Source organism: Algibacter sp. AS12 (genome assembly GCF_046736315.1).
Taxonomy (GTDB): Bacteria; Bacteroidota; Bacteroidia; order Flavobacteriales; family Flavobacteriaceae; genus Algibacter_B; species Algibacter_B amylolyticus.
In genome coordinates this window covers 1,421,454-1,443,321 of record NZ_CP151841.1, presented here as the reverse complement: position 1 = coordinate 1,443,321, position 21,868 = coordinate 1,421,454, and the positions used below count along the sequence as shown (strand labels likewise).

Annotated in this window: 20 protein-coding genes; 9 read left to right on the top strand and 11 right to left on the bottom strand. The window is 34.3% G+C overall.

The window, feature by feature from the left end; all coding sequences use genetic code 11:
* Nucleotides 1–58: 58 nt before the first annotated feature.
* Nucleotides 59–568 carry an acyl-CoA thioesterase gene (locus tag AAFN75_RS06065; RefSeq protein WP_411808708.1) on the bottom strand — a complete coding sequence of 170 codons (510 nt, stop codon included), beginning with the start codon at nucleotides 566–568 and terminating at the stop codon, nucleotides 59–61.
* An 82-nt stretch (nucleotides 569–650) separates the two neighbouring features.
* Nucleotides 651–1,586 (bottom strand): SPOR domain-containing protein, encoded by a 936-nt coding sequence (locus AAFN75_RS06060; RefSeq protein WP_411808707.1) that lies wholly within the window; start codon nucleotides 1,584–1,586, stop codon nucleotides 651–653.
* A gap of 104 nt (nucleotides 1,587–1,690) precedes the next feature.
* Between AAFN75_RS06060 and dprA the strand changes: the two genes are divergently transcribed.
* On the top strand, nucleotides 1,691–2,794 hold the full coding sequence (gene dprA / locus AAFN75_RS06055) for a DNA-processing protein DprA (RefSeq protein ID WP_411808706.1): 1,104 nt from the start codon (nucleotides 1,691–1,693) through the stop codon (nucleotides 2,792–2,794).
* Nucleotides 2,795–2,862: 68 nt separating this feature from the next.
* On the opposite strand, the gene trpS is transcribed toward dprA, so the two are convergent.
* Entirely contained in the window at nucleotides 2,863–3,831 is a 969-nt protein-coding gene (gene trpS / locus AAFN75_RS06050) for a tryptophan--tRNA ligase (RefSeq protein ID WP_411808705.1), read from the bottom strand.
* 115 nt (nucleotides 3,832–3,946) lie between these two features.
* On the opposite strand from trpS, the gene AAFN75_RS06045 reads away from it, so the two are divergent.
* Entirely contained in the window at nucleotides 3,947–4,687 is a 741-nt protein-coding gene (locus tag AAFN75_RS06045) for a lysophospholipid acyltransferase family protein (protein WP_411808704.1), read from the top strand.
* Nucleotides 4,688–4,794: 107 nt separating this feature from the next.
* On the opposite strand, the gene AAFN75_RS06040 is transcribed toward AAFN75_RS06045, so the two are convergent.
* The 4 genes from AAFN75_RS06040 to recA form a co-directional block, all read right to left on the bottom strand.
* A complete protein-coding gene (locus tag AAFN75_RS06040) occupies nucleotides 4,795–6,381 on the bottom strand; it encodes a hypothetical protein (protein WP_411808703.1) in 1,587 nt (528 codons plus the stop codon).
* Complete coding sequence (locus AAFN75_RS06035) at nucleotides 6,382–6,924, bottom strand: RNA polymerase sigma factor (protein ID WP_411809272.1); 543 nt, start codon at nucleotides 6,922–6,924, stop codon at nucleotides 6,382–6,384.
* Between the two features lie 23 nt (nucleotides 6,925–6,947).
* Complete coding sequence (locus AAFN75_RS06030) at nucleotides 6,948–7,358, bottom strand: hypothetical protein (protein WP_411808702.1); 411 nt, start codon at nucleotides 7,356–7,358, stop codon at nucleotides 6,948–6,950.
* A 239-nt stretch (nucleotides 7,359–7,597) separates the two neighbouring features.
* The gene (gene recA, locus AAFN75_RS06025) at nucleotides 7,598–8,608 is read right to left on the bottom strand and encodes a recombinase RecA (RefSeq protein WP_144114727.1); all 1,011 of its coding nucleotides are present in this window, start codon (nucleotides 8,606–8,608) and stop codon (nucleotides 7,598–7,600) included.
* A 532-nt stretch (nucleotides 8,609–9,140) separates the two neighbouring features.
* On the opposite strand from recA, the gene AAFN75_RS06020 reads away from it, so the two are divergent.
* The 7 genes from AAFN75_RS06020 to AAFN75_RS05990 all read left to right on the top strand — a co-directional run bounded on the left by AAFN75_RS06020 (nucleotide 9,141) and on the right by AAFN75_RS05990 (nucleotide 17,431).
* Nucleotides 9,141–10,205 (top strand): rhodanese-related sulfurtransferase, encoded by a 1,065-nt coding sequence (locus tag AAFN75_RS06020; protein ID WP_411808701.1) that lies wholly within the window; start codon nucleotides 9,141–9,143, stop codon nucleotides 10,203–10,205.
* Nucleotides 10,206–10,390: 185 nt separating this feature from the next.
* The gene (locus AAFN75_RS06015; protein ID WP_411808700.1) at nucleotides 10,391–11,395 is read left to right on the top strand and encodes a radical SAM protein; all 1,005 of its coding nucleotides are present in this window, start codon (nucleotides 10,391–10,393) and stop codon (nucleotides 11,393–11,395) included.
* Nucleotides 11,396–11,612: 217 nt separating this feature from the next.
* Entirely contained in the window at nucleotides 11,613–12,929 is a 1,317-nt protein-coding gene (locus AAFN75_RS06010) for a stage 0 sporulation family protein (protein ID WP_411808699.1), read from the top strand.
* Nucleotides 12,916–13,410: a gliding motility lipoprotein GldH gene (locus AAFN75_RS06005; protein ID WP_144114723.1), complete on the top strand. Its 495-nt coding sequence runs from the start codon at nucleotides 12,916–12,918 to the stop codon at nucleotides 13,408–13,410. The genes AAFN75_RS06010 and AAFN75_RS06005 overlap by 14 nt, the downstream gene beginning before the upstream one ends.
* Before the next feature lie 46 nt (nucleotides 13,411–13,456).
* Complete coding sequence (locus AAFN75_RS06000; protein WP_411808698.1) at nucleotides 13,457–15,805, top strand: transglycosylase domain-containing protein; 2,349 nt, start codon at nucleotides 13,457–13,459, stop codon at nucleotides 15,803–15,805.
* A gap of 122 nt (nucleotides 15,806–15,927) precedes the next feature.
* Nucleotides 15,928–16,629 carry a CoA transferase subunit A gene (locus tag AAFN75_RS05995; protein WP_411808697.1) on the top strand — a complete coding sequence of 234 codons (702 nt, stop codon included), beginning with the start codon at nucleotides 15,928–15,930 and terminating at the stop codon, nucleotides 16,627–16,629.
* 148 nt (nucleotides 16,630–16,777) lie between these two features.
* Nucleotides 16,778–17,431, top strand: coding sequence for a 3-oxoacid CoA-transferase subunit B (locus AAFN75_RS05990; RefSeq protein WP_411808696.1), 654 nt, complete (start codon nucleotides 16,778–16,780; stop codon nucleotides 17,429–17,431).
* Nucleotides 17,432–17,722: 291 nt separating this feature from the next.
* On the opposite strand, the gene AAFN75_RS05985 is transcribed toward AAFN75_RS05990, so the two are convergent.
* The 4 genes from AAFN75_RS05985 to AAFN75_RS05970 are packed head-to-tail and all read right to left on the bottom strand — an operon-like array spanning nucleotide 17,723 to nucleotide 21,868.
* Nucleotides 17,723–19,402 (bottom strand): ABC transporter ATP-binding protein, encoded by a 1,680-nt coding sequence (locus AAFN75_RS05985; protein ID WP_411808695.1) that lies wholly within the window; start codon nucleotides 19,400–19,402, stop codon nucleotides 17,723–17,725.
* Nucleotides 19,403–20,116: a 3'-5' exonuclease gene (locus AAFN75_RS05980; protein WP_411808694.1), complete on the bottom strand. Its 714-nt coding sequence runs from the start codon at nucleotides 20,114–20,116 to the stop codon at nucleotides 19,403–19,405.
* 25 nt (nucleotides 20,117–20,141) lie between these two features.
* Nucleotides 20,142–21,287: a serine hydrolase domain-containing protein gene (locus AAFN75_RS05975; protein ID WP_411808693.1), complete on the bottom strand. Its 1,146-nt coding sequence runs from the start codon at nucleotides 21,285–21,287 to the stop codon at nucleotides 20,142–20,144.
* Between the two features lie 59 nt (nucleotides 21,288–21,346).
* The gene (locus tag AAFN75_RS05970; protein ID WP_411808692.1) at nucleotides 21,347–21,868 is read right to left on the bottom strand and encodes a DUF4442 domain-containing protein; all 522 of its coding nucleotides are present in this window, start codon (nucleotides 21,866–21,868) and stop codon (nucleotides 21,347–21,349) included.

The following is a 21,868-nucleotide window of genomic DNA, read 5'->3' as shown; positions in this document are numbered from 1 at the left end:
AGGTGCGAGGACTCGCAGGGTAAAGCATGACCTTTATGGTAGCTCCCTAAAAAAGATATTAATCAAACAGTGCTTTTAACTCTGTAGCTTCGTTAGGTTTCATTTTTCCGGCTAGTAATAGACTAAGTTGTTTTCGGCGTAAAGCGGCCTCAAAACGCTCTATTTCTAACTCGGTTTCTGGTTTTAATTCTGGTACTTTTACGGGGCGTCCAGTTTCATCGACAGCCACAAAGGTATAAATGGCTTCGTTGGCTTTTGTTCGTGCTCCAGATTCGCGATCTTCCATCCAAACATCAATAAAAACTTCCATAGAGGTGTTAAACCCACGTGACACTTTAGCCTCTACCGTTACAACGCTTCCCAAAGGTACAGCACGATTAAACGCCACGTGGTTTACAGATGCGGTTACTACAATACGTCTGGAATGACGGCGCGCAGCAATACTAGCCGCACGATCCATACGCGCTAATAATTCGCCACCAAAAAGATTGTTTAGCGGGTTGGTTTCACTAGGTAAAACCAAATCTGTCATAGTCGTTTTAGATTGTTCGGGTGTTTTTGCTTGCATTGTAGATTTTTATAATGCGACAAAGTTACAAACTAATAGCATTTATTGTTTGAATTTACAGTAAAGAAAGTGATAATGTAAACTAGTCTAGTTTTTGTACTAGTAACCAAGCGTTTCTGTTATGCGATTTTTTAATGTCTCTAAGCGCTTTTAAAGCATCTAATCTACTTTCGTAGCTTGCATAGGCAACTTGGTGTAAACCGTATTTATTTGCACCAATTTTTCTGGCACTAAAACCATCAGCTTTTAGTTGTTTAACTCGTGTGTCGCAGTTTTCTTCAACTCTAAAAGCTCCAGCAACAATATGGTAATTACCTGTTTGTTTGGTTACGTTTAAGGTAATTGCTGGTAAAGGGTTTAGGTTAAAAGTGGCTTGTTGTATTTTGGTATCTAACTGCTGTGTGGCTTGTCTTTGTGCAATTTGGTTATGTTGCTCAATTTGACCTACATAATAATTAGAAGCTCCAAAACCACCTAAAGTTAAGGCTATTAAAGCGACTGCTGCATATTTTAAATACGATTTAGACTTGCGCTTTTCTGGTGTTACACCAATAGGAATTACTTTTTCTATGGCTTCGGCTTCTTCTTTGTATACCTCGCGTGTTACGGCAGGCGCTACAAATTGAGAAAGTCCAAAAGAATCGGTTAAATAATTTAAATGATACGTAGGTTCAAATAAAATTTTACCTTCTTTATTAAAAATTATTTCGCCTATGTTTTTAAAAGTAAGCGTTTCGCCTTGTGTTAAATAAGACTTTAGAAGTCTAACACGTTTTGCAATTTTTTTATTAGCCGTTTCAAAAGGGATTTTTTCTACATCGGCAATATAATGTGCCAATAAACCATCGTTTTGCTGAATTTGCTCATTAAATGACACCACTTTTTTTGGCGCATGAAAGGTATTTGTAGCATCATTAATGCTAGCAGATACTTGCTGCGTTAAAAAGGCACCAAACTCAGGAATGGTAACACACTCATATCTATATAGTAAGTCGCTTATGTAGGTTTCTAATTGCATAAAAACAAAGTTATAAAAAAGTAGTTTCTAATAAAATTTAGGGAGAACTTTTTATTAACAAAGTAAAAATTCTTTTATTGTAGTTTTAAAATCAATAAGATACAATGACCGAAAATGATTTGCTTTATACTTTAGCCCTTCAGCATGTGCCAAATATTGGCGATATTACTGCTAAACGACTTATTTCGCATTGTGGTTCTGCCGAGGCGGTTTTAAAAGAGAAGTCGCAAAACTTACTTAAAATTGATGGTATAGGAAGTGTTACTATTAGCGATTTGTTTAAATCACACCATGTAAAGGAAGCCGAAAAGGAGATTCGGTTTATAAAAGAAAATAATATTGAGGTGTCTTATTTTCAAGATACTAACTATCCTGAAAAGTTAAAACACTGCATTGATAGCCCTATTTTGTTGTTCCAAACCGGTAATATAGATTTAAGAAACCAACCTATTATTAGTATAGTTGGTGCCAGAAAGATTACTACAAGCGGTATTGCATTTTGTGAAAATTTAGTGGAGCAATTAGCCATTTATAATCCTATAATTGTTTCGGGTTTTGCTTATGGCACCGATATTACGGCGCATAAAGCGGCTATGAAACATAAGTTGCAAACGGTAGCCTGTTTAGCGCATGGACTAAATCAAATTTACCCGAAAGTGCATAAAAAATATATGGTAAATATGGAGAAAAACGGCGGGTTTTTCTCCGACTTTTGGAGTACAGATACCTTTGATAAAAATAATTTTTTAAAAAGAAATCGAGTTATTGCTGGTTTAAGTGAAGCGACAATTGTTATAGAATCGGCCGAAAAAGGTGGTAGTTTGGTTACCGCAGATATTGCTAACTCTTATAATCGCGATGTGTTTGCTGTTCCGGGTCGTACTACCGATAGCCAAAGTATAGGGTGTAATAATTTAATTAAGCACCAAAAAGCGCATATGCTTACTACACCTTTGGATGTGCCTTATATTTTGGGTTGGGAATTAGAAAACGAAAAACAACCCGTTATACAAAAGCAATTATTTGTCGAGCTAGATGCCACCGAAAAAGTGATTTATAATTACTTAAAAGAACACGATAAACAACAGTTAGATAGCATTGCATTAAACTGCAATTTGCCCATTTTTAAAGTCTCTGGAACCCTTTTAAATATGGAGCTTAAAGGGGTTATAAGACCGCTTCCTGGGAAATTGTTTGAGGTTATTTAATACTAAAGCGGTATAGATATAGAACTTCAAGTTTTTAATTGTGAGATTCCTGCTTTGGCAGGAATTTGTTAATAGCCAACTTTTTCACGAACTCTAGCCAAAACATCATTAGCTATTAATTTTGCTTTTTCGGCACCAACTAAAAGTGCTTTGTCAATTTCCTCTAAGTTATTCATGTAATAATTGTAGCGCTCGCGAGGTTCGGCAAACGTTTCAACAATCAACTCAAATAAGGCTTGTTTAGCATGTCCGTAACCGTAACCACCATTTTCGTAATTAGCTTTCATTTCGGCAATTTGTGCTTCATTGGCTAATAAGCTATAAATAGCAAAACAGTTACAAGTACTCCAGTCTTTTGGATCTTCTAGTGCTGTACTATCGGTTTGAATACTCATAATTTGCTTGCGCAGTTTTTTATCGGCTAAAAAGATATTGATGAGGTTATTTCGGCTTTTACTCATTTTTTCACCGTCAATACCTGGAATAAGCTTAGTATCCTCTTGTATTTTTCCTTCTGGTAACACAAAAGTCTCTCCTAATTTAGCCTGAAAACGCGAAGCAACATCACGCGTCATTTCTATATGTTGTAATTGGTCTTTTCCTACAGGGACTAGTTCTGCATCATATAATAAAATATCGGCAGCCATAAGCATTGGATAAGTAAATAATCCAGAATTCACGTCTTCTAATCTATCAGCTTTATCTTTAAAACTATGCGCTAAGGTTAGGCGTTGGTAAGGAAAAAAGCAACTTAAATACCAAGACAGTTCGGTTACCTGAGGAATATCACTTTGTCTGTAAAACACCGTTTTTTCAATATTTAAACCAAAAGCCAACCATGTGGCTGCTACTGAATACGTGTTGTATCGTAATGTTTCTGCATCCTTAATTTGTGTAAGTGTATGCATGTTTGCGATAAATAAAAACGAATCATTTTCTGGGTTTTCAGCCATTTTTATAGCTGGCATAATTGCGCCTAAAATGTTTCCTAAATGCGGTGTTCCTGTACTTTGTATGCCTGTTAGTATTCTTGCCATAATATTTCTCGCGTAGGCGGGAATCTCTTTAATTAGTATTCAATTTTGTTTAACCAAGAGCAAAGGTAAACGTTTTAATAAAATAGCTCAATACAATTATGTATTTTTGAAGCTTATGAAACTATTTAAATATATTTTCTGGCTACTCTATCGTATTTGGTTTTATATACTTGTTGCGCTGCCTATCCTTATACTTTTTCCAATTCTTTTAGTATCAATCGCTAAAGAATCTTGGTATCCTTTCTTTTTTAGGATTGCTAGGTTATGGGCAAAGTTTATTTTAATAGGAATGGGGTTTGCCTATAGTATTAAGCGTGAGGAAGTGCCAGATAAAAACAAGAGCTATATGTTTATTGCCAACCACACCTCGATGGCAGATATTATGCTTATGTTGGTAACGGTTAAAAACCCTTTTGTGTTTGTTGGAAAAGCAGAATTAGCTAAAATTCCGTTATTTGGTTTCTTTTATAAACGCACCTGTATTTTGGTAGATAGAAGTTCGCCAAAGAGTAGGCAAGCTGTGTTTTTAAGAGCACAACGCCGTTTAAAATCGGGGCTTAGTATATGTATATTTCCTGAAGGAGGTGTGCCCGAAGAGCATGTTATGTTAGATAGTTTTAAAGATGGCGCGTTTAGGTTAGCTATAAATCATCAAACACCTATTGTGCCTATTACTTTTGCAGATAATAAAAAACGTTTTTCATATACTTTTTTTAGCGGAAGCCCGGGAAGAATGCGTGTTAAAGTTCATAAATTTATTCCTACCGAAGGTTTAAAAGTGGAAGACACTAAGCATTTAAATGAAAAATCTAGGACTGTAATCTTGAATCAGCTTGAAGTTTTTGAAAGTAAATAGTTTTGGTGTTTCTAAGAATAAAAAAACTGCTCGAGGGGACGAGCAGTTTTTTTTGATTTGAATTTCCGAGCTTAAATGGAAACCCACACCCAGATCTAAGCAAAAACCTAGAACTTAATAGAGAATCCGGTATATACACCAATAAAAAATGGTGAAAAATTACCGGAAGTATTGTTAAATGTGTTGAATTGATATTTAAAAATAGGTTCTAAATTCAAATCGAATGTTTTAGTAACCTTATAATTTAAACCCATTCCTAAATTAGCACTATAGCTTGTATTATTAATATTGCTAGCTTCACCAAGATAGGTTCTGGTTCCGTTTTGTTCTTCAGAAAAAATTTCATTGTTATTTAAAAAGAACGAACTAAAACCACCAATAAGGTTAACACCAAGTTTTTTATCCGAAAGTGTATACTGAATTTCCAAAGGGATTTCAATATAACCTAAAGCTTGATTTATAGAAGCATTAGAGGCTGCAAACGAATCGGAAGTATTAGCGTTTAAATTTTCTGAACTTATAAGTGCAACATCGGCATTACTTGAATTACCGCGAGCACTTACATTTTGTAACGCACTACTTTTAGAACTAAAACCAACCGATTGAAACACCACAACATCGTTGGTGTTGTAACCTAAATTAACGCGGTTAATCCCAGAACGAACGCTTAGTTTTTTGTTTACGGCATAACTTGCAGAAATACCATAACTCATATTAATTTCGCCTGTTTTAGAATTAGAATTAAACTGCGGATCTATAGATGAGCCTTCGTTTAAGGTATTAAAATAAACCGGTGCAGCATTTGGTGCTACACGCCATCTGTTGGTAGGTGTTTCATCGTTATTAGCAATGTCCTCGGTGTTTTCTAAGGCCTCTTCAATAGAGCGTTTATTCTCTTCTGGGTTTACTTCTGTTTTTGAATCCTTTTCAGCTTCTTTTGCTACTGTATCTTCATTAGCATTTGCAATCGCTGTTTCCTTTTGGGAAGCTTCTTCAATAAGCATAGTTGCTTTTTCTTTGTTTACTAAAGTGGTTTCCTTTTTTAAATTAGTAGTGGTGTTATTTGCTTCGGAAGTATTAGCAACTTGTGTTGTGTTTTCCGTTGAATTTTGAAGGTTGTTTGCCTTTCTTTTTTCTTCTGAAACCGTATTAGCAACACTACTATTCTTATTATTAGTGCTTGCTATTGTTGTTGTGTTATAAAGTGATTTAGCATTTGTTTTGTTAGCTGATTTTTGCTTATTGCTTTTTAAAGGCGCATTATTAGAACTGGCTATGTTGTTTGAAGCATTTGCTGAATTGCTAATCCTATTAGATTCTTGTTTTGAAGCTTCTGTGGTGCTATTCGTGTTATTTTCATCGTCTTCGTTTGAAGCGATAACAGGAGTTTTAACAGTATTGCTAATAGGTTGGTTGTTTTCCTTTACCTCTATATGTTCTATAGTTTCGGTATCTACAACTTGGTTAGTATTACTTGCGTCTGTATTATTAAAAAATAGAGCACCAGCAGTTATTAATAACGCTAATAGTGCAGCAACGCCAGCATAACGCCACCAAATAGGAATAACGCGTTGTTTTTTCTTCTTTTCGTTCAGTTTTGCTTCAATATTTTTCCAAACGGCATCGTTAGGTGCGGCTTCAAAATCTTTAAATCCTTCCTGAAATAATCGGTCTATATGTTTTTTATCGCTCATTTATAAGGATTGTGAACGTTGTGTTGTTTTATGATCTTCAATCGTATTTTTCAAAATTTGTCTTGCTCGCGCTAAGTTAGATTTTGATGTGCCTATGTTTATATCTAGCATTTTAGCAATGTCTTTATGCGAATAGCCATCTAGAACATACAGGTTAAAAATTAACCGATACCTATCTGGTAGTTCTTGAATGATTTTTAGAAGATAATCAATGGAGAGTTCGTCTTCATCAACTTCAACTTCTACATCTTCAATGGTGTTTTCGTTTATAATATCAAAAACCTTTTCGTTTCGGTAACGCTGTAATACGGTGTTTACGGTAATACGTTTTATCCAACCCTCAAAAGAGCCCTTGTTTTTATACTGTTCAATTTTTTTAAAAATTGTTAAAAATGCGTCTTGCAAATTATCTTGCGCTTCGGCATAGTTACGCGAATACTTTAAACAGATGGCGAATAATTTACCCGAATAGAGTTTATATAATTCGCCTTGTGCTTTAGTATCGTCATTCTTACAATTTTCTATGAGTTGGTCTAAACTCAATTTAAACATGTATTAATTAATACTTACTCTACAACGGGCACTTCAATGGTTAAATATTGTGTTTCGCCATCGGCGTCTTCACCCTGCCAAAACTTAAAAATATACGAACCGTTACCAGTTACTTTAAAATTAAAAGTAGCTTCTACTTCTTCATTTTCAAAAGTTTCACAGTTGTTTTCATCAAAAACATAAGTAATTGGTGCTACTGTTCTTTCATTATTTTCTTTTAAATAATAAAATTCTTTAAAGCTGTGACACGATGATGGATTTAAGTAGGTTACTGTTATTGGATAAATTTCGCCTAACTCAAATTCGTCTGGTATATCTACGCTTTCTACGGGTAAAATTTCAAAACTATAACGTGTGCCGTCATCATCAATACTACAAGAGGCGCACAGTATAAGTGTTAAACAAAGTACAAGTAATTTTTTCATTGCAAAATAAATTTTAGGGTTATATACATGTTTGCACTATTAAGATGCAAAACAAACGAAATGGTTGCGTATAAAATTTACTTAATTAGTTGTACGTTAATCTAATTATACTAAAATTAAATGTTTTGTGCTAAATGAGCTACGTGCAATGCTTAATATTTTTTTAGAAAGAATAGCTTTTTTAAGGTGAGGATAGTTTATAAACTAAAAAATCCCGAATTAACGGGATTTTAAATTTTTTATTCTTGCTCATCAATGAATTTCCTAACCTTGGCTTCAAGCTCGTCCATAAGTTCTGGATTGTCTTTTATTAATGCTTTTACAGCATCTCTACCTTGGCCTAATTTGGTTTCGTCGTAACTAAACCATGAACCGCTTTTCTTTATAATTTCTTGCTCTACCGCTAAATCTAGAATTTCACCAACTTTAGATACGCCTTCGCCATACATAATGTCGAACTCTGCTAATCTAAATGGTGGAGCTACTTTATTTTTAACCACTTTTACCCTGGTTTTGTTACCTAAAACAGCACCATCTGTACTTTTTATTTGAGTAGATCGTCTAATATCTAATCTTACAGAAGCGTAGAATTTTAAGGCGTTACCACCAGTTGTTGTTTCTGGGTTACCAAACATAACACCAATTTTTTCACGTAATTGGTTAATGAAGATTACCGTACAATTGGTTTTACTAATTGAGGCTGTTAGCTTTCTTAATGCTTGTGACATTAAACGCGCATGAAGTCCCATTTTAGAGTCTCCCATTTCGCCTTCAATTTCACTTTTTGGTGTTAAGGCTGCAACAGAATCTATTACTACAATATCGATAGCACCAGAACGAATTAAATTATCGGCAATTTCTAGAGCTTGCTCACCATTATCTGGTTGCGAGATGATAAGGTTATCGATATCCACACCCAATTTTTCGGCATAAAAACGATCGAAAGCATGCTCTGCATCAATAAATGCGGCTATACCTCCTGCTTTTTGTGCTTCGGCAATGGCGTGTAATGTTAGGGTTGTTTTACCAGAAGATTCTGGTCCGTAAATTTCAATTACTCTACCGCGTGGATAACCACCAACGCCTAAGGCAATATCTAAACCTAATGAACCTGAAGGGATGGCTTCGACATCTACTATTGCAGAATCGCTCATTTTCATTACGGTTCCTTTTCCGTAGGCTTTATCTAATTTATCTAAAGTTAATTTTAGTGCTTTTAATTTTGCTTCTTTTTCTTTATCGCTGCTCATTTTCTTTGTTTTTTCTGAAAAATTGTATGCTAAAGTACTATATCTTTTTTCATGGTACAATAATAGTTTTCAACATCCCTAAATGTAGTGGTAAATACTTGATTTTAGGGCTTAAAAAAATATTTTTTATAGTTTTACGCAACCTTTTTAAATATTATGCATCTAGTTGGTAAAGGGAAAAAATATTGCTATCAAATTTGCCAAAAGAGTTTTGATATAAAGACTAACTCTAAACTCGATAAAAAGCATTTAAAACATTAGTTTTAGGTGCTTTTTTGTTTTTTAGGAACTAGATGCGTTTTTAAAATGGGTATTAAATAAACCTATAGCTCGTTTTTTAAACTCTGACCTTGGCAGGTTGGTTGCGCTAGGGATAGTAATGGAAAGCCCGCAGCCTGACGAAGGAAGTGCGAGGACTTGCAATAGATAGCCCGACCTCTTGGGAGCGCCCAAATTTTTAAAATTGTGTAATTGTAGATTAATTGTATTTTTGCAGCTTAAAATATTCTTTAACTTAAAAATTTAGTATAGCATGCAACTGTACAATACATTAAGCGCAAAGGAAAGAGCTGAGTTAATCGAAAAAGCCGGAAAGGATCGATTAACACTTTCTTTTTATCAGTACGCTAAAATTACAAATCCTCAGGAATTTAGAGATCAACTATTTATTGCTTGGAACAAATTAGACGTTTTAGGGCGTACTTATGTGGCTCACGAAGGCATTAATGGACAATTGTCGTTACCGGCAGATTGTTTTAATGCATTTAAAGCGCATTTAGATACTATTGATTTTTTAAAAGACATTCGTTTAAACATTGCTATAGAGCAGGATAACATGTCGTTTTTAAAATTAAAAGTGAAGGTGCGAAACAAAATTGTTGCCGATGGTTTAAATGATGACACGTTTGATGTTACCAATAAAGGCGTGCATGTTGATGCTGAAAAGTTTAATGAACTTATTGAGGATAATAACACCGTTTTGGTGGATATGCGAAACCATTATGAGAGTGAAATTGGGCATTTTAAAAATGCTGTAACGCCGGATGTGGATACTTTTAGAGAATCGTTAGATATTATTGAAGATGATTTAAAAGATCATAAGGAAGATAAGAATTTAGTGATGTATTGCACAGGCGGCATTCGTTGTGAAAAGGCTAGTGCGTATTTTAAACATAAAGGGTTTAAAAATGTGTTTCAGTTAGAAGGTGGTATTATTGAGTATACACGCCAGGTGAAGGACAAAGACTTAGAAAATAAGTTTATGGGCCAGAATTTTGTTTTTGATGAAAGACGTGCCGAACGTATTAGTGATGATGTGATTGCGCAATGCCATCAATGTGGCGATGCTTTTGATGTACATACTAATTGTGCTAACGATGCTTGCCATTTGCTGTTTATACAATGCGATAAATGTAAGGAAGAGATGGATAATTGCTGCTCTACAACCTGTAAAGAGATTCATGCTTTACCTTTTGAAGAACAAAAAGCTTTACGGAAAGGCCAAGGTAATAGTAACGATATATTTAAAAAAGGTCGTGCCGACCACTTACCGTATAAAAAAGACTTGCGAAACATTTTTGAAAGTTTTAAAAAATAGAAAAAAGGCTCCAAATTATGGAGCCTTTTTTTATTGGGTGTTTTGTGGTTTTATAAAGCTGTATAATTTTTTTGGTTTTTTGGAGTTTAATAGTCGGTAAAGGGTTATGTTTTATACATAATGATTAATTAGTTACTACTTAAAACCGATTATTTGTATACTTTTGAAGCACAGAAAATAATTTAATGGATATATACAAACTTTTAAAACTTAATAAGAAAATAAAAAACCATAGGGTGAAATTTCTAGGGTTGTATATTTTACATAAGTTGAATAAAAGGTATTTAGCGGTAAATTTAGATCCTGTTTTGGCATGTAATTTACGTTGTAAAATGTGTTATTTTACAGATGAAGATTATGTTAAAAAGTTAAAAGGCCAGTTTAAAGAAGAAGAAATTAAACGTGTGGCCAAAACCGTTTTTAACAGAGCCTTAAAATTACAGGTTGGTTGTGGCACAGAGCCCACTTTATATAAAAAATTACCCGAATTAATAGCGTTAGGTAAAGCCTATAAAGTGCCTTATATATCGCTTACTACAAACGCTAATTTACTTACCGAAGAAAAAATAGAGGAGCTTTTAATAGCAGGGTTAAACGAGTTTACTATTTCGCTTCATGGGGTTAAAAAAGAATCTTACGAGAACTTTATGAAAAAAGCAGATTACGAAAAATTTCATGCTGCTTTTAATGCCTTTAAAAAACTTAAAGAAAAATACGATTTTAAGGTGCGTATAAATTATACGTTTAACAAGGATAATTTTCATGAGTTAAAAGATTTTTTTCAATATTTTGATGGCGGTAGTTTCGATATTCTTCAGGTGCGTCCCATTCAAAAAATAGGAAATACCGAGTATAACGATTTTGATATTTCGAGTTTAAATGATGATTATTCAGAAATAATACAAGAAATTTCAGAGCATTGTAAATCCAATAAAATTACATTGTTGGCGCCTAAATCTATTGCTAAATTGGCCCAGAAAAACGAAGCTAGTTTTATATTCGATTATACCTTCTGTTATGTGTCTCCGACTAGTTTTTGGAAAGAAAATTTTAATTGGAAAGAAGAAAGTTTTAATGAGTATAGCAAGAAAATAGGCTGGAGTAAATTACTGTTTTCTAACATTTTTAAATCTAAAAAACAGCTTAGCACAACATCAAATAAACTTAATTATGATGTTAATTTTAATTGAAAAAAAATTAAAAAACCCTTTGCTTTATAGTCTCTTATAATAATCTTATATTTACATCTTGAAGCCTTTTTTGTTATAGCAGTTATAAATAGGCTTCTTAAAATTTCATTATCAGGTATTTACAGGTTGCTATGCTGTAAGGTGAAATTAAAAAAAGAATAGTTACGAACCATCTTCCGCTAGATACTTTTCTATACGGAATCAATATATATAAAATATGGCTTGCGCAAGTTGCTCAACTAAAGACGGCTCTCCAAAAGGCTGCAAAAATAATGGTACTTGTGGTACAGACAGTTGTAATAAGTTAACCGTTTTTGATTGGTTAGCAAACATGTCTTTACCTAACGGAGAAAAACCATTTAATTGGGTTGAGGTACGTTACAAAAACGGCAGAAAAGAGTACTACAAAAATACAGAAAATTTAACCTTAAGTATTGGCGATATTGTTGCTACACAAGCCAAATCTGGTCATGATATTGGTATGGTTACCCTTACGGGGGAATTGGTACGCGTTCAAATGAAACGTAAAAACATTTCTGAAAATCCAGAAGAAGTTCTAAAAATTTACCGCAAAGCAAGTCAGAAAGATATAGATATTTGGTCGGCAGCAAGAGACAAGGAAGAACCTATGAAGGTTAGAGCACGTCAATTTGCAATCGATTTGAAACTTCAAATGAAAATTTCAGATATCGAATTTCAAGGCGATGCTAGTAAAGCGACGTTTTATTACACCGCAGAAGAGCGTGTTGATTTTAGAGAGTTAATTAAAGTTTTTGCACGCGAATTTAGAACCCGTATTGAAATGAAGCAAGTGGGGTTTCGTCAAGAAGCTGCAAGACTTGGTGGTATTGGGTCTTGTGGACGCGAGTTGTGTTGTTCTACATGGTTAACAGATTTTCGTTCGGTAAGTACATCGGCGGCTCGTTATCAGCAATTATCATTAAACCCTCAAAAGTTAGCAGGACAGTGTGGTAAATTAAAATGCTGTTTAAATTATGAGCTAGATACGTATTTAGATGCCTTAAAAAGCTTTCCTAAAAACGATACTAAGTTGTATACCCAAAAGGGAACTGCGGTTTGCCAAAAAACAGACATTTTTAAAGGCCATTTATGGTATGCCTATGAAGGTGAGTGGATGAATTGGCACAAAATCACTACAGATCAAGCAAACGAAATTATTGAGCTAAATAAGCAAAAGAAAAAAGTAGCTAGTCTTGAAGAGTATGCTTTAGAAATTTTAGAAGAAGATACTAAAGAAGTTTTTGAAAACGTTGTTGGTCAAGATAGTTTAACACGTTTTGATAGTCCAAAAGGCAATAATAAACGTAAAAATAATAGAAGGAAAGGTAACCAAGGTAATAAAAAGCCTTCTAATGCCAAAGGCGCTTCTAATAATAAAAATACAGCACCAAATAAAAACCAAAATAGCCAAAAGCCAAACCCAAATAATCAAAGTCAAGGTGGTCAAGGTCAAAACAAACGTAGAAAAAATAACAGGAAAAAACCTCAAAACAATAATAATGCTGCAAAATAGAGTTGTATTATTTTTATTAATATTTACTACTGTAATAGTTTCTTGTGATTCCAATGGGGTGTATGATAAATACAAATCGGTTCCAAATGCATGGCATAAAGATTCCATTATTAGTTTTAAGGTAACACCACCAGATTCTATAAATAAGCATAATTTATTTGTTAATTTAAGAAATACAAATGCCTATAAGTTTAATAATATATTTTTAATTGTCGAAATGGTTTTTCCGCATGGTAAAACATTAAAAGATACTTTAGAATATAGGATGGCCGAACCAAGTGGTAAACTTTTAGGAGAAGGTTATACCGATATTAAAGAAAATAAATTGTGGTATAAAGAAGGTGTAGTTTTTCAGGAATCAGGCACCTATACGGTAAACATTCAGCATGCTATGCGCGAAAACGGAAAGGTAAATGGTGTTGTGGAGTTGGATGGTATTACAGATATAGGGTTTAGGGTAGAACATAATAATGCAAAATAAAATTGTCTCACTTGGTTTATGCTAAGTGTTTTTTAATACATAGTAAATGGCAAAAGCAAAAAAAGAAACTAAAGCAGTTCAAGATTTTTCAAAATATGTCCGTTGGTTTTGGATCGTATTTTTAGGAGGTATTATTTCTCTTTTCTTGATTTTTTTTCTAACATCTATTTTCGGGGATTTACCAGATCACACGGTTTTAGAAAACCCTAAAACACATTTAGCTACCGAAATTATTTCGTCCGATGGGCAAACACTAGGTAAATTCTATTTAAACGATAATAGAACGCCTGTTAATTACTCAGAATTTCCTCAACATTTAGTCGATGCGCTTATAGCAACCGAAGATGTTCGTTTTCATGAACATTCTGGTATTGATGCACGAGGTACGTTACGAGCTATTGCTACCTTAGGTGGCGGTGGTGGTGCAAGTACAGTGTCTCAGCAATTAGCAAAACAATTATTTACAGGAGTAGCTTCTAGAAGTACTTTTGGTAGAATTTCTCAAAAAATTAAGGAGTGGATTATTGCTACGCGTTTAGAGCGTCAATACACTAAAGAAGAAATTATAGCCCAATATTTTAATATCTACGATTTTGGAAATAACGCCGATGGTATTCGTAGTGCGGCACGTATTTATTTTGGTAAAGAGCCTAAAGATTTAAGCATTAAAGAATCTGCTATGTTGGTAGGGATGTTTAAAAATTCATCGTTATATAATCCAAGACCAGAGCGTAATCCTGTAGGCGTTAAAAACAGGCGTAATGTGGTATTGGCTCAAATGTATAAATACAATTATATTACAGAGGCAGTAAAAGATTCGCTTCAAAAGACCGAACTGGATTTAAACTATTCGCCAGAATCGCATCGCGAGGGTATTGCTACTTATTTTAGAGGCTATTTAGATGGTTTTATGAAGGATTGGATTAAGAACAATCCAAAGCCAGATGGTACAAAATGGAATTTGTATAACGACGGGTTAAAAATCTATACAACCATCGATTCTCGTATGCAAACCCATGCTGAAAATGCTGTACAACAACACATGCCGAGGTTGCAGGCCGAATTTTTTAACCAAAATACGCCAAAAAGAAACCCAACAGCGCCTTTTTTAGATTTAGAAAAAGAGGAAATAGATGCCTTGTTAAAACGAGGAATGAAACAATCTGAGCGTTGGAGGCATATGAAATACGATTTAAAGAAATCTAACGAGGAGATAATTAAGTCTTTTGATAAGCCTGTAAAAATGACTGTTTTTGAATGGAAAGACGGTAAAGCATCAGAAGTTGATACGCTCATGAAGCCTATTGATTCTATGCGTTATTACAAATCATTTTTAAGAACAGGTATGATGTCTATGAATCCGCAAACCGGACATGTAAAAGCATGGGTTGGTGGTATTAACTACAGGCATTTTCAATATGATATGGTAAAACAAGGAAAGCGTCAAGTTGGGTCTACTTTTAAGCCTTTTGTTTACACAGCAGCCATCGATCAATTGCATTATTCGCCTTGCGATGAATTTCCAGATGTACCTTTTTGTATAGAGGCTAATAAATTTGGAAACCCAGAAGAGTGGTGTCCAAAAAACTCTAATGGCGACAGTGATTATGGCGGAACAAGAACTTTAAAAAATGCTTTAGCAAACTCTGTAAATACAGTTACTGCGCAGTTAATAGATAAAGTAGGGCCGCAAACGGTTGTCGATTTAGCCAAAAAACTGGGTATTGAGTCCGAAATGCTTCCTGTACCATCTATAGCCTTAGGAACACCAGATATTAGTGTTTACGAGATGGTAGGCGCGTATTCAACCTTTGCAAACCAAGGGGTTTATACCAAGCCTGTTATGGTTACTAGTATTGAAGATAAAAATGGTACTATTTTGTATCAATTTAAACCAGAAACGCGCGATGTGTTAAGTGAAGAAACAACTTATGTGGCGGTTAAGCTTATGGAAGGTGTAACGCAAATTGGTTCTGGTGCGAGATTAAGACATAGTTGGGCTAGAAATAGACAAGATTACAAGGAGGTTATTACAGGGTATCCTTATGAGCTAACAAACCCAATTGCAGGAAAAACAGGAACTACACAAAACCAAAGTGATGGTTGGTTTATGGGTATGGTGCCTAATTTAGTTACAGGAGTTTGGGTAGGTGCCGAAGATAGAGCAGCGCATTTTAAATCGATAACTTACGGTCAAGGTGCAGCAATGGCATTACCAATTTGGGGTATTTATATGAAAAATTGCTATGAAGATGAAGAATTAGATATTTCTAAAGAAGATTTTAAAAAGCCTGAAAACTTATCGATTAATGTAGATTGTTCTAAGCATGAAAGCACCTCTGATGCTGATGAAGATCAAGATGAAAATACACCAGAAGATTTAGATTTTGGATAATGTCTAAACCTTATAAAATTATATAGTAAAAACCATTCTGAAAAGGATGTTTTTTTTATTTGTTAATAATTTCCACTTATCATTCAATTATTCGTAAATTTATATTGCAAAAACTGAATATAATGATTAACAAAAAAGTAGCAAATGTACAAGATGCCTTAAAAGGCGTATCTGATAATATGACATTTATGTTTGGCGGTTTCGGGTTAAGTGGAATTCCAGAAAATGCCATTGCACAATTAGTTAAACTTGGTGTAAAAGGGTTAACCTGTATTTCAAATAACGCTGGGGTCGATAATTTTGGATTAGGGCTGTTGCTTCAAAAAAGACAAATAAAAAAAATGGTGTCCTCTTACGTTGGTGAAAATGACGAGTTTGAGCGCCAAATGTTGTCTGGCGAGTTGGATGTTGAGTTGATTCCGCAAGGTACTTTAGCCGAGCGTTGTAGAGCAGCACAAGCCGGATTTCCTGCCATTTATACACCTGCAGGATATGGCACTGAAGTTGCCGAAGGTAAAGAAACACGAGAATTTGATGGTAAAATGTACGTTTTAGAGCATGCTTTTAAAGCCGATTTTGCTTTTGTAAAAGCCTGGAAAGGCGATGCTGCTGGTAACTTAATTTTTAAAGGAACTGCTAGAAATTTTAATCCTAACATGTGTGGTGCAGCAAAAATTACGGTTGCCGAGGTTGAAGAAATGGTGCCTTTGGGCGAATTGGATCCTAATCAAATTCATATTCCAGGGATATTTGTGCAACGTATTTTTAAAGGTGAAGTTTTCGAAAAAAGAATTGAACAACGTACGGTTAGACAAAAAGAGTAATAATTATAAAATTCTACGAGATTTTAAAACCCTGTAGGTCTGCTAAAATAAATAATTATAACCACAGGGAGTAGTGGTCCAAGTACAATCAAATTAAAGATATAATAAATAAGATTCCCGCTTTCGCGGAAATGAAAAAGATATATTTATGTTAGATAAAAACGGAATAGCAAAACGCATAGCAAAAGAAGTAAAAGATGGCTTTTACGTTAATCTTGGTATTGGAATTCCAACACTTGTTGCTAATTATGTTAGAGACGATATAGAAGTTGAATTTCAAAGTGAAAATGGGGTTTTAGGTATGGGGCCATTTCCTTTTGAAGGCGAAGAAGATGCCGATATTATTAACGCCGGAAAACAAACCATAACAACGCTTCCAGGTGCTAGTTTTTTCGATTCGGCACTTAGTTTTTCAATGATACGAGGTAAGCATGTAGATTTAACCATTTTAGGCGCTATGGAAGTGGCTGAAAATGGCGATATAGCCAATTGGAAAATTCCTGGGCGAATGGTTAAAGGTATGGGAGGTGCCATGGATCTAGTTGTCAGTGCAGAAAATATAATTGTGGCTATGATGCATACCAATAAGCGTGGCGAATCTAAACTGCTTAAAGCATGTAGTTTGCCATTAACCGGTGTTGGTTGTGTAAAACGTATTGTAACTAACCTTGCAGTTTTAGAAGTAACAGATCAAGGTTTTAAACTTTTAGAACGTGCGCCTGGAGTAAGCGTGGAAACTATTAAAAATGCTACCGAAGGCACCTTGATTATTGAAGGTGAGATTCCAGAAATGGATATTTAGGCAAAGTCTTTATTGCGGGTAAAATCGCTTAAATGTTAAAATTAAGTGTATTTAATCGATTAATTATGTTTTTTAACGATATATTGAAAATCTGTGCTATATTTGTAGAGCCCAATGAAACCAATTTAATATAAAGATTTCCCCAAATCTACCTTAAACTAACCGCTTATGAATATTGCAACAAATCTACCTGAATTACCTACTAATGATGAAAGCAAATTCAAGGAAACTCTGAAACATAATGTTCAGTTTTTTAAGAGTTTGGTTTATTTAACAAAAAAGATATTCATGCTATAATCCTTTTGGAATAGCATGAATTAATTTTTTTGTGTACTCTTTTTTCGGATCGCTATAAATAGTATCGGCGTCATCCAATTCTTCAATTTTACCTTTATTCATTACCAGTAATTGGTCAGACATATATTTAACTACGGCTAAATCGTGAGAAATAAATATATAAGTAAAACCAAAATCTTCTTTTAGCTCATTTAAAAGGTTTAAAACCTGGGCTTGAACCGATATATCCAAAGCAGAAACCGACTCGTCGCAAACAATTAATTTGGGTTGTAAAGCAATAGTTCTAGCAATACCAATACGTTGCCTTTGTCCGCCAGAAAATTCGTGAGGATAACGGTTATAATAATCTTCAGACAAACCGACGCGGTTTAAAATTTCAATTACTTTTTGTTTTCGTTCACTATCAGAATTATATAGTTTATGAACTATCATGGGTTCTAAAATAGCTTCGCCAACCGGAATTCTAGGATTTAAAGAGGAATACGGATCTTGAAATATAATTTGAATGTCTTTTCTAAGTGTTCTAATTTTAGATTTTGACAACTTAGTTATATCCACACCATTATATAATATGGCACCGGCAGTAGCTTTATCTAGTTGCAGTATGGCGTTACCTAAGGTTGATTTTCCGCAACCCGATTCGCCTACCAACCCAAGTGTTTCGCCTTCGTAAAGTTTAAAACTTACATTGTTTACGGCTTTAAAATGCTGAGGTTTAGAAAACCAACCCGATTTAGAAATATATTCCTTTTCAACATTAATAACCTCTAAAAGTGGTGGTTTTGCATATAGTTTTTCATGATTTTTTTTACGTTGTGCTGTAGTTACAATTTCTGTTGAAATGGTATCATCTAAAAAATCTTGAATAGTTGGTAGTGTTTTAAGTCGTTTATCTAAAGTTGGTCTAGAGTTTATTAAGGCCTTGGTGTAGTTGTGCTGTGGGTTATTAAAAATATTAGATACATGGCCTTGTTCAACAATATTACCTTTATACATAACCAAAACATTATGTGCAATTTCAGATATTAAAGCCAAATCGTGCGTTATAAAAATAATGCTCATTTTTGTTTCGGCTTGTAATTCTTTTAATAGGCTAATAATATCCTTTTGCACCGTAACATCCAATGCTGTTGTAGGCTCGTCGGCAATTAAAATATCGGGTTTGCAGGCAATGGCCATAGCAATCATAACACGTTGTTTTTGTCCGCCAGATATTTCATGCGGGTATTTTTGATGTGTAATGGCTACATTGGGGAGCTTAACTTTTTCAAAAAGTAAAAGCGTTTCGTTTTTTGCTTCTTTTTTAGATAAGTTGGTGTGCTGCAATAGGATTTCTTCAACTTGTTTCCCGCAAGTCATCGATGGATTTAACGAACTCATAGGTTCCTGAAAAATCATGGCAATTTTATTACCTCTAATGTTTTGAAATAATTTTGGCGAAAGTGTTGTTAAATCATCGTTATTATAAAGTATGCTACCAAAATCTATTTTTGATATTTTTTTAGGAAGAATGCCTAATATAGCTAAGGATGACACCGATTTTCCCGATCCGGATTCGCCTACTATTCCGAGTATTTCATTCTTGTTTAAATCATAAGAAATACCATGGATAACTTCGTTGTTTCCAAACGAAATAGTAAGATTTTTAATTTGTAATATAGGAGTTTCAGCCATTTAAATATGTATAATTTCGTCGTCGGTTAAAATGGAATCGCCTCTTAAGCGTAAAAATATTTGGGCAACGGCAATCGTATCTTTTTCGCAATAGATAATTATTCTATCGATTTCCTTTTCTTCATAAAACACCCGATACACTTCACTGCCATCAATATCATCTTTAGGCGATGGAATTCCTAAAACATTGGTTAATAATTTTAAAGAAGTATAGGTTTTATAATCGCCAAATTTCCACAATTCTAAGGTGTCTAAATGCGGTACTTCCCATGGTTTTTTACCAAATAAATTGAGTTTGTAAGGTAGTTCAATACCGTTAATAATCATGCGCCTTGCAATATAAGGAAAGTCGAATTCCTTACCGTTGTGCGCGCAAAGTAAATGTTTGATTTGACTAAAATGAGAAATAATAAGATTTTTAAAGTCCTTCAATATTTTTACTTCATCGCCATAAAACGAAGTGACTCTAAATATTCTGTTTTCACCTTGAAACGTAAAATAACCCACAGAAATACAAACTATAAGGCCAAATTCTGCCCAAATTCCGGCACGATCATAAAACTCCTCTGCGGTATAATCTTCCTTTCTTTGGTATCTCGATTTTTGTTCCCAAAGGGATTGTTTTGTTTCATCTAAATCTGAAAAATACTGAGTTTCCGGAACGGTTTCAATGTCCAAAAATAATATGTCTTCAAGGTTTAATTTACTAATCATCTTTAATTTCCGCGAAAGCGATTATTTATTTATTCAACATTTTATAAGCTTCTTCAATATACACCGTAATATCGTCTGTGAAAATACCAATACCTTCATCGGGCGATTTTCTGTGACCTAAACGCACAATTATTACATTGTCGTTTGGTTCTACAAGTACGTATTGTCCTAAATGCCCACGCATCATAAAAAAATGTTTGTCGCCAACATTTTTTAGCCACCAGCCATAACCATATTCTGGACTTTCTTTAAAGCGCGGTGTAATACTTTTTTTAACAAAAGCGGAATCTAAAAGCTGTTTACCATTCCATTTTCCGTCGTCTTTATACAATTTTCCAAAGCGTGCAAAATCTCTAGCGCTACTTGCTATACAGCAAAAAGCTTTTGCTAATTTGTTCTCTTCATCATCTACTTGCCAATAGGCATCGTGTGCGGCACCCATAGGTTTCCAAAAACTTTCGGATAGGTAATTAGATAGCGTTTTACCCGTTGCTTTTTTTAATACCATGCCTAAAAGTTGTGTGCTGCCACTTAGGTATTCAAAAGATTCTCCTGGTGTTTTTACTACTTTCTGGTTTAAAATAGTTTCGGCTAAATCGTCGTCGTAATTGGCCCTTGCGGTAACCGAAAACGGACTCGTGTAATGCTCTACCCAATCCAGACCAGATGCCATGGATGATAAATCGCCAACCGTGGTTTCAGCATAATTATATTGCGGATAAAAATCGCTAAGGGGTTGGTCTAGGTTTTTTATATAACCATCCATAATAGCTTTTCCTAAAAGCGCAGAGGTTATACTTTTTGCCATTGAAAACGAATTGGTTTTTGATGCAGCATTAAAACCATGGTAATATTTTTCGAACCAAATACTATCGTTTTTAATAATTACATAAGCTATGGTTCCCCAATTTTTATTTACTGTACTAAGTTTTTCGGTTGGTTGTACGCTGTTATAGTTTTTATGTATTGGCCATTCATCTACCGTGTCGCCTTTTTTTATGGTGTCGTTTTCAAAATAAGGATAGTCATCTATAAAGGCTGTTTTGTGTCCAGTAAAATAGACAACTTTAACGCCTCTAAGTATATATTCGTAATCGAAAATGTATAAGGCTATAACTATAACGGCTAATAGCGCTAAAATCCATTTAAGGAGCTTTTTAATAAAGTTCATTTTGTTAGTTTAATGTTGCAACTAAAGATAAGAAAATAAATATATGGGTGTAAAATAAATTATTTGGAAGCGGCCTTTTGCAGGCCCTTTTTCTTGTAAAAGTCCTTATCGGCTATGTAAATGGTTTTAGAAAGTTCGGCAATTACAACGCCTTCTTTGTTTACAATATTTGGTGTTTTTACAATATCTATTTCGCCTTTATCTTTTATGTCTTTTTTGATATATACAATGTCTTCGGGCGAAAAAATGAATTCGCAAAATATAGTTTCTTTTCCTGGTCGTCTATATTTTATAGTTGCTGCTTTGTCCCAAACCACGTAGTCATCACCAAGAATTTTAATAAGCTGAATCATATAAATGGGGTCTGTGGCCGATAGCATACTGCCACCAAATATAGAACCCACAAAGTTTTTGTTTTTCCAGCTTAACGGAATTTTAATTTTAACGTAATGTAAATCCTTAGAAACCTCAATAACTTTTGCAGTTGATCGTCTGTACATGGGCGACCAATTAAACCCGTGTTTATAAATTTGAGCTTCGCTAAAAAAACGGATAGCAATATTGGAAAGTGTTCTGTACAT